General features: G+C 47.0%; 7 protein-coding genes, 1 pseudogene and 1 riboswitch. Of the genes and pseudogenes, 2 read left to right on the top strand and 6 right to left on the bottom strand.

Annotated elements, in window-relative coordinates; translation table 11 throughout:
• Positions 1-255: pseudogene (locus QD47_RS03335) on the top strand (carboxylesterase/lipase family protein); the annotation flags it as partial.
• Positions 256-367: 112 nt separating this feature from the next.
• Here QD47_RS03335 and QD47_RS03330 read toward each other — a convergent pair.
• From QD47_RS03330 to QD47_RS03305, 6 genes are all read right to left on the bottom strand, one after another.
• The gene (locus tag QD47_RS03330; protein WP_044644766.1) at positions 368-2,407 is read right to left on the bottom strand and encodes a methyl-accepting chemotaxis protein; all 2,040 of its coding nucleotides are present in this window, start codon (positions 2,405-2,407) and stop codon (positions 368-370) included.
• A 239-nt stretch (positions 2,408-2,646) separates the two neighbouring features.
• A complete protein-coding gene (locus QD47_RS03325) occupies positions 2,647-3,594 on the bottom strand; it encodes a DMT family transporter (RefSeq protein WP_044644765.1) in 948 nt (315 codons plus the stop codon).
• A 172-nt stretch (positions 3,595-3,766) separates the two neighbouring features.
• A riboswitch (FMN riboswitch) is annotated at positions 3,767-3,911 on the bottom strand.
• A gap of 122 nt (positions 3,912-4,033) precedes the next feature.
• Positions 4,034-4,729 (bottom strand): ABC transporter permease, encoded by a 696-nt coding sequence (locus QD47_RS03320; RefSeq protein ID WP_044644764.1) that lies wholly within the window; start codon positions 4,727-4,729, stop codon positions 4,034-4,036.
• On the bottom strand, positions 4,722-5,645 hold the full coding sequence (locus tag QD47_RS03315; RefSeq protein WP_044644763.1) for an ABC transporter ATP-binding protein: 924 nt from the start codon (positions 5,643-5,645) through the stop codon (positions 4,722-4,724). Before QD47_RS03315 ends, QD47_RS03320 begins: the two co-directional genes overlap by 8 nt.
• 94 nt (positions 5,646-5,739) lie before the next feature.
• Complete coding sequence (locus QD47_RS03310) at positions 5,740-6,684, bottom strand: sensor histidine kinase (protein WP_044644762.1); 945 nt, start codon at positions 6,682-6,684, stop codon at positions 5,740-5,742.
• A gap of 1 nt (position 6,685) precedes the next feature.
• Entirely contained in the window at positions 6,686-7,393 is a 708-nt protein-coding gene (locus QD47_RS03305) for a response regulator transcription factor (RefSeq protein ID WP_044644761.1), read from the bottom strand.
• Between the two features lie 341 nt (positions 7,394-7,734).
• Here QD47_RS03305 and QD47_RS03300 point away from each other — a divergent pair, with 341 nt between their 5' ends.
• A complete protein-coding gene (locus QD47_RS03300) occupies positions 7,735-8,247 on the top strand; it encodes a DUF6933 domain-containing protein (RefSeq protein ID WP_044644760.1) in 513 nt (170 codons plus the stop codon).
• The last annotated feature ends 417 nt before the right edge of the window (positions 8,248-8,664 follow it).

Genomic DNA, 8,664 nt, shown 5'->3' with positions numbered 1-8,664 from the left:
TTTGTTTTTGATAATCTGGAGCTGCTAGGTAAGCTCGGATTGGACGTTCATCCGCCTATGAGGACGCTGGCTTACGATATGCAGCAGGCATGGGTTGCTTTTGCACGTGACGGAAAGCCTGTGCTGCCGGAGGGGGAATGGCCGGTATACGACAGGGAATCGCGTGCTACGACCATTTTTCATCAAGGCATCTCAGTTCAGCATGACCCGGAAGGGGAAAGACGCCGCCAGTTGACCGGACAGATGAGTATTTGATCCAAGTATTGAGGTATCGTCTAATGCCCTAACATACTAAAAGCCTTCGCCCGTATTTTGTATACGGATGAAGGCTTTTTTAGGTTGAACAGGTGCAGATGTATTGCAGGCACTAAATCTTGAATCGCTTAACCAGCTCTTGCAAATCCTGCGCCATATTGGACAGCTCCTGAGAGGAAGAAGCGATTTCTTCCATCGCCGCCATTTGCTCTTGAACGGCTGCGGAAGTCGTCTGTGAGCTATCCGCCGAATTGCGGGACAGGCTTGCCAGATGGGTAACAGTAGCCGAAACTTCCTCCGTACTGGCCGAAATTTGTTCAGCGGCTGCGGACACGCTTTGAATCTGTTCCACAATATGAGATGTGGAGCGCTCAATATTCGTGAAGGCACCTTCTGCATCTTGGCTAATACGCAGTCCCTCACCCACCTGGTTACGAACATTACCGTTCATCGTAGCCGTGGAACGCTGGATCAGATCCAGCATCTGTGTAATGATCTGGCTGATGGAATCTGCGCTTTCCTTGGATTGCTCCGATAGCTTGCGAACCTCGATGGCTACTACGGCGAATCCACGCCCGGCTTCGCCTGCTCTGGAGGCTTCGATTGACGCGTTCAGCGACAGCAGGTTGGTCTGCTTGGCAATGGCAGCAATCGCGCTATTCATCTGCTTCGCGTCGTCAGAGAGCTGTGACAGCTCATCCATCAGGCTGGCGGTTTGGGTCACAGCTTCCAAAATACGGTCCATCTGTGTGCGTACGCTGCCGATCATTTGGCTGCCTTTGGCTACGTCATGCTCAGTCTGTCCTGCTGAATCTACGATGGAGCTTGCCGATTCCGCAATGGTGCTGACACCCTTCGCCATTTCCTCGACGGCATTGGCTGTTTGTTCGGATGCCTCCGCACTGGTGGTCGCATTTTCTGCGGATTCCATAACCGTTTCCGCTACATGCTGTACGGATTCCGTCGTTTGCTCCGTGCTTTCCTTGATCATCAGGGAGGAGGACGCGAGTCGGGACGACGTTTGGTTGACCTCGGAAACCATCGTATGCAGTGCATGTGTCATCTGGTCAAAATTTTGCGCCAGCTCACTGAATTCATCCTTGCCGGACAGATTGACCCGTGCGGTAAGGTTGCCGTCACGAACCTCGCGCGTTCCGTTTTGCAGCTTGCCCAGTGGTATCAGGAACGAGCGAATCATCAGGATAATGACAACAGCAGCAGCCAGCACGGATATAGCGATAACGATCAGGCTTTGTTTCAAGATCGGTTGGGCTGCATCACTGTAATCCTCCAGATCGGACAGGGCGGTAACGTTCCATCCGGTGAGGGGATCTACGATTGAGAAAGCTTCCACGGTTCTATTCATAAACTGAATTTGTTTCATGGAAGGAGCTTCTTGAGATTGTCCTTGAGCTGTTTTTGGCAATTCAGGTAATCCGGTAATGGTGTCTGCCGGTTTTTTACCCGTGCTCTTGAACGCTGCTCCGGCCCCGGATACGAGCTTGTGCTCGGCATCCACAATAAACAGTCCGCCGCGCTGACCAATGCTGATGCCGTTCAAGCTCTCGCTCATCTTATCCAGACTCAAGTTTAGTGCTATGGCCCCCTGTCCCTCCGTCAGGGTTCTTGATATAGTGACTACCAAATTACCCGTGGAGGCACTCGTCATAGGAACTCCAACGATTACTTTACCGTCCTGTGCTGTAGCCAGCTTGTACCAAGTTTTTTGTCGGGGATCATAGTCTGTGGATTCTCTTTTCGGTGAACGGATATATTCACCCTTCGCATTACCCAGAATCACACCATCCAATTCAGGGTGAGCCTTGGTGATTAGATCCAACCTGGCCTGAATGGTGTCAGCGTTTGTGATAAAAGAATCGGATTGAAATTCAGATGCAAATACATCCATATCCTTCATAATGGGGGATACATACTGATTAATATTGCCTTGGATCAAATTCAAGTTCGTATTGACCGAGCTGCCCATCTGTTGGCGAAGCTGGGTTTTGGCGCTTTGATACGAAAAGTACCCAATTAGAATACTTGGAATCAATAGAACCGCCAAAAAAGATACAATCAATTTTGTCCGCATTAAATAGAACTGTTTGAGAAACCTGCTCCACCATGGAACCGTTTGTTTTGCTTTAGTCATAGTTCTTGCTCCTCTGTGTCTAATGATCACTACATTGTTTTATTCGACAAAAGCCAAAGGATTTTATAGATGTAATCTTTGGGAAAAGAGGAATAGTTGCTAGTTTTACACGCTTTTATTTAAAAATAGTTCTAAAGTAGCATGTTAAATATTAATACTTATACATAAAAAGCCAAATCGGAGATGCAAAGCATCTTCTCGATTTGGCTTGGGGAAGTAAGTAACGGACATTGAACCTGTTAGTTTTTTTGCTGACGAGAAATCATAAAGAGTGTAATCCAGATAAGCATAAAGCCAGTCAATTGCGCTACCGTAACGATCTGCTGGAAAGCGATCCAGTTAATTACAACACCGACCATCGGGAAGCTTAGTTCTGCCATCGTGGCATAAGACGCCTTGGTCGTACTCAAGCCCTTGTAATACAATAACAGGCTGAGAAGACCAGGGAGCAGCGCCTGCAGCAACAGATTGATAATCACTGCTGCGCCCGCCCATGTGCCAGCAGGCATATTCCAGGGTGCATGCTCCACAGAGGTGAGAACGATCAGCAGAGGGAGAGCCACCATGAAGCGCAGGGAGGTCACCGTCTCATATTTCATCGAACGAAGCAAGTAGCTTCCCATTACTGTCGAACCGCCCCACAGGACCGCTGCTCCTAGTGCAAGCAGACTGCCGACGTGGATGAAATCATGAACATGTCCGAAGGGGAGCGACCAGCCGAAGGTAAGAAGATACGTCCCGAACAGAGCCACGACAATTAAGATTCCAAAATTACGCGGCAGCATTTCCTTCAATATAACGCGGGCCAGAATAATAGCGACCAACGGTTGAAGCTTCTGGAGCAGCAGCACTGCATTAAGATCACCGTTGCTAAGTGCCATCGTGAAAATCACGCTGGCCAGAGCCGAGCCGCCCCACGAGACGAACAAAATAGCCAAAATCTGACGAAGCCGTACCGCTTTAAGCTCCTCGCGGTGCTTCCACAGCACTGGTGCCAGGGCGATAAAGAGCAGCACATGCTCCATCAGCACAATTTGTGTAGAGGTAAATGATTTGAGCAAAATAATACGAAACAGCGGGTCCGCGCCCCACAAGGCCGCTCCAATCGCGACTAGCCAAAAACCGCTTTTCATGTGGGAGCTACGATCAAAACCTTTGGATGTTAGTACAGTTGATGATTGACTCATACTCAATTAGCTCCTTGCGAATACAGGACCGGTGGCACAAAAACCCCCGTCCATGGCGATAGGCCATGCAAGACGGGGGTTGATCAAATAAACTTGCCGCTTTATGCAAGTTAAATGAAGTTGCTGCAAAACCAATAACACAGCATTCATTCACTTTGCGGCATGTTCATGCTTCGATCTTCTTCCATCCGGACTTTACCGTCGGCTTTGGCATCTCACCAAATCAGTCCGTATCTTGTTGCCAGATACAGAGTCGCGGGCTTAGCTCCATGAGCCATACCGCCGGTTGGGAATCACACCCTACCCCGAAGATCCTTATTCCGTTTTTTAATTTCTCCTATAGGATATACCTGTTTTAGAATGAAGTCCAGTGAAAAATATGTGTACATCGAACAAAGGTTTTCATTTATTTTTTGAAAGCGTTTTACAAAATTACATATTACGAGGTAATATCTTTGTACTCGATACGGCGGATGGCCGCATAAGCTACAAGCATTCCCAGCACGGCAAAGCCGATCTGCACAAGCGCAAAGGAGCCGAGTGTAGCGCCGTTATTATTCGAAAACAGCAGGGCTACGATCAGGATCGAGCTCACAATGGTGGTAGGTATCGAGTATTTTCGCATCCCCATGTATAGCGGAACCAGCCCCATAAAGCTTGCTGCAACCGCATTGATCAGTGTCCGCACTGATTGCTGTCCTAGTATAGTGAGGCTAAGCTTATCCGGTACAATAACGACGAACTGATTTAATAGATGAACGGCTGCCGTAATGATGATTTCCGATAAAATAATGGACAGGAACGTAAACAGCAACACGATCAAGAGTTTGGCGACCATCAGCTTTTTGCGGTCAATCGGGTACATGAACAAGATGTTAATCGACTTGGACTTAAATTCGCTCACAATAAAGCGGCACAGCAGGACGGAGGCAAAAATAATAAATGTGGCTCTGACCATATAGTCTAGGAGGTCCAAAAGCTCAGCGTACCGTGTAAATTCGGGCACTCCTTCACTTTGGCTGTCCAGCGCAATAATGATGAACAGGCCTAAAATACATGCGTTGGCAATCAGCGCCGAACGGATATATCCCGCCAAATGAAACTTTTTCAGCTCCAGTTGCATCAGTTTAAGCATGGAGTTCACCTCCATGTAACAGCCGCACGAAGTAGTCTTCCAGCGTACTGTTTTTTTGGTGGATGGAATCCACCTCTACCTCATTTAAAATGAGCGTTTTCGTAATTTGCTTCTGTGGTACACTTGTATCATAAATGCGTATATTCTGATCATTCAGCACCCGGATATTCGTCAGATTCAGGTGATGGGAGAGGACGTAGGCTGCTTTTTTGCAGTCATTGGTCGTAAATTCGATGTATTCCGTATTGGTTTCCCGCACCTGTTCCATCGACACTTCCTCAATCAGTCGACCGTGATTAATCACACCCACCGTATCGGCAATTTGCTCAATTTCCACTAAAATGTGGCTGGACACAAGGATCGTCATACCATATTCCTTGCACAGCATGTGGAACAATTGGCGGATTTCCTTGATCCCCACCGGGTCCAATCCATTAATGGGTTCGTCCAAAATCAGCAGCTCCGGCTTGGTCGCAATCGCTCGGGCGATCCCGAGACGCTGCTTCATCCCCAGTGAGAAATCCTTTACCGGCTTGTCATCTGCGTTTCGCAGGTTCACTAGCTCCAGTGCATCACGAACAGCCTGCTTGTTATAATAGCCCATATATTCACAATGAAGTTCGAGATTTTGCCGGGCCGTCAGCCTGTCATAAAAAATCGGGTATTCAATAATCGAGCCCATCCGTCCGAGCAGGTGGTATGACTTTGGCGTTAATTTTTCACCGAACAATTCAATCTCACCTGAGGTGGGCTTGAGCAGGTTCGTAATCATTTTCATAATCGTTGTCTTGCCCGCCCCATTGGGACCGAGAAAGCCATAAGTTTCCCCCTGGCGCACATTCATGCTGACCCCCGCTACAATTTCGTTGCCCTTTAGGGCCTTGGTCAGTTGATGCGTCCGTAATATGTAAGTCATGGGTGTTCTCCCTTCGTATACTGTTGATAATTTAAGCATAAAGGGCGAAATGTTCATTTTTCTTTCCCGTTTCTTACAAAATTATTAAGTTCGATTAATAGTTGATTTTTTTCAATGTAAAAGAGAAGACCGTCCGCTCATAAGGTATGCTGCTCAAATGAATCTCTCCGTTCATCGTCTCAACCAGACGTTTGGCAATCGTAAGACCCAGCCCGCTGCCCTGTATCGCCTTATTGCGGGAATCCTCAAGCGTGTACATACGTTCAAAAACCTTGTCCTGCTCAGGCTCCTGTATGCCTTGCCCCCGATCCCATACCTCTATACGCACCGTGTCCTGCTGTTCCGTTAGAGTCAATCCCAGTGTCCGACCATCGGTACCGTAGCGAATCGCATTCGAGATCAGATTGTTCAGCACCCGCCCAAACGCTCCTTCGTTCCCCAAGGCATGAATGGGGTGCTCCGGGATATCAATATGCACAGCAAACCCTTGCGCGGTCAGCAGATCATAAAACTCCAAAATGCTGCGTCTGCACAGCTCTCCCACCTCCAGCCGGGTCAACGGAATGTCCGTATCATTAGCCTCCAGCTTCGCCAAGCTAAAAAAGCTTCCGATCAGCTCAATCGCTTCGCTTGTCTTCTGATGAATCCTGGATAGCAGCTTTGCACGTTCTTCCGGCAAAATATGCGGATCGGCATCCAGCATCTCGGCATACCCGAGCACCACCGTAAGCGGGGTCTTAAGGTCGTGGGAAATGTTTGAAATCATTTTGCGCATGGCGATTTGGCTTCGGTTGTAATCCACAGACACTCTCAAATTCAAGTCCAGCAAACGGTTAATTTCCGTCATGAGCCTTTGCAACTCGGTATCACCCGTGACATATAGCAGCTTTTCCGCATGATTAACGGTTACAATTCGTTCCAGTGCGTTTCGGATATCCTTTATTTTGCGCTTTCGGGCCACCCGTTCCCGCCAGAGCCATACAATAACGACGGACAGGATGAGGACGACGATCCATTCAGAAATGTTCTCGATGTTCATATCACCCGTTCTCCCATTTATAGCCGATGCCCCATAACGTCTTAATGTGAACCGGGTGGGAGGGGTCTTCCTCGATTTTCTCACGTAAGCGGCGGATATGGACGTTAATCACGTTTTCGTCACCCATATAATCCTCTTTCCAGATAAACCCGTATAATTGCGCTTTGGTAAATACACGGTTCGGATGGGTGACAAATAGCTTCAGAATATCAGATTCCTTGGCAGTTAACTGAATTTGGATTCCGTTGCGGGTGACCATAAAATGATCAAAATCAATGCGCAGATTTCCGTAGGTCAGGACCTGTGCTTTCGGCTGTTCCTCCTGCTGTTGCTGGCGTGCATAGGTAGTGGATCTGCGGATGGCAGACTGTATCCGTGCGGTCATTTCTACCATCGAAAAAGGCTTGGCAACATAATCATCTGCTCCGAAGCCCAGTCCAAGCGCTTTATCCACGTCGCTGTCCTTGGCAGACATAATCAGAATCGGGACAGCGCTGTTGGTACGGATTCGACGGATGACCTCCATACCATCGACCTTCGGCATCATCAGATCCACCAATACCAGATCGTAGGTATGACGTTCAAAGGCAAGCAGCCCTTCTTCCCCGTCATAGGCGGTGGTTAATGTGTAGCCTTCTTTGCTGAGCGCTTTGAGCAGCATTTCTGCGATGGCTGTATCATCTTCAATGAGTAAAATATGCTGTGACATAGGTGTGGAACACCCCTAATTTTTAGATTAAGCTCGTGTGACGAACTGTACCTGAATTATATAGAGCAGTGGAGTGGATTTCTATAAAAAATATCCAACGAATTTGAACGGGCAAATATTCTCAACTTAAATGCACTGAAGTGGATTTTTTTATCCATCCCCAGCATAAGATGTAATCAAATTACTGGAAATTCGCCACCTTCCTATATTATACTGAAAGAGTTTACAATCCGATATTTGGAATACGGTGTTATGATAATCGGGACATGCCTTATACGAAAGATTGGACATGATTCGAAAACATGAGCTACGGCACAGAACCGTCATAAAGGAGAGCAACGATGTTTGTCATACGGGGAGCACAAAAGCTGCTGAAGGAATGGGATATCGAACCACTACAAGTTGATATTTATCCGCCTTTGAATAGTTGGCATGCCAACTTGTTTTTGCTTAATCGGAGAAAAAATATTGTGTTTATGCATGATGCATCCCGCTTGAGTGTCACGCTGTTCGGAATCAAAAAGGCGCAGTACAAAAATCTACCAACTCTTTTCGTCCAAGCCTTGAAGGAGCTCATGCTCAGTGAGGGTTTTGATGAACAAATTGTAGAGGCGTACACACAGGAAGGCAAGCAGATGCTGGCTACTACGACGAACAGCCATAGTGTGATGGGAACCTTGGATGAGATTATTTTTGTCATGAAGGAACTGGATATGGAGCATGGATGCGAGTTGGAAAAAAACCAGTGGAATAACCGGATTGTGTTAAAAACGGTTCAATACCAGTATCCGGTCGATGCTTTTAAAGAAGCTTTGGAAAAGCATTATAAACAAGAAAATGTGCGAGAGTCTTGAGATCAATTCGAAAATAATTTCCATTTATTTGCTCTTATGATATATAATCTAATATAGTTCTAAAAGACTATATAGAGAGAGGTAAGGGGTATTTTATAATCGCTTACATATTAATGATCTGCTTTCCCAAGGCTATGGTCCTGCGACGAAGAAATCCCAAGCTGTCCTGATTTCCAAAGGATTTCTTGCTGAAAATTACGCTGCTAACGCTGCGAGTTAATTGGAGAGCTGGTCGTTAAACAGAAGTGCCAAAAGAGTATCCACCAAAGTCCATCTGGGCGGGGGATGCTCTTTTTTTTACAACTCACAGGAAAGCAAAGCTTGCGATGAAATGAATCACAGCGCAAAAAGCGTCACACTTTGGTAAAATAAAACGATACAGTGTTTGACACCATCGGTCAGACTTAAAAACAGGGG

Source organism: Paenibacillus terrae (genome assembly GCF_000943545.1).
GTDB lineage: Bacteria > Bacillota > Bacilli > Paenibacillales > Paenibacillaceae > Paenibacillus > Paenibacillus terrae_A.
This window is presented reverse-complemented; position numbering and strand designations above follow the sequence as displayed.

What these genes read in the sequence shown, in the direction of transcription:
- QD47_RS03320 (WP_044644764.1), bottom strand. Translation starts at nt 4,729, where the DNA reads ATGCTTAAACTGATGCAACTGGAGCTGAAAAAGTTTCATTTGGCGGGA.
- QD47_RS03315 (WP_044644763.1), bottom strand. Translation starts at nt 5,645, where the DNA reads ATGACTTACATATTACGGACGCATCAACTGACCAAGGCCCTAAAGGGC.
- QD47_RS03330 (WP_044644766.1), bottom strand. Translation starts at nt 2,407, where the DNA reads ATGACTAAAGCAAAACAAACGGTTCCATGGTGGAGCAGGTTTCTCAAA.
- QD47_RS03325 (WP_044644765.1), bottom strand. Translation starts at nt 3,594, where the DNA reads ATGAGTCAATCATCAACTGTACTAACATCCAAAGGTTTTGATCGTAGC.
- QD47_RS03305 (WP_044644761.1), bottom strand. Translation starts at nt 7,393, where the DNA reads ATGTCACAGCATATTTTACTCATTGAAGATGATACAGCCATCGCAGAA.
- QD47_RS03300 (WP_044644760.1), top strand. Translation starts at nt 7,735, where the DNA reads ATGTTTGTCATACGGGGAGCACAAAAGCTGCTGAAGGAATGGGATATC.
- QD47_RS03310 (WP_044644762.1), bottom strand. Translation starts at nt 6,684, where the DNA reads ATGAACATCGAGAACATTTCTGAATGGATCGTCGTCCTCATCCTGTCC.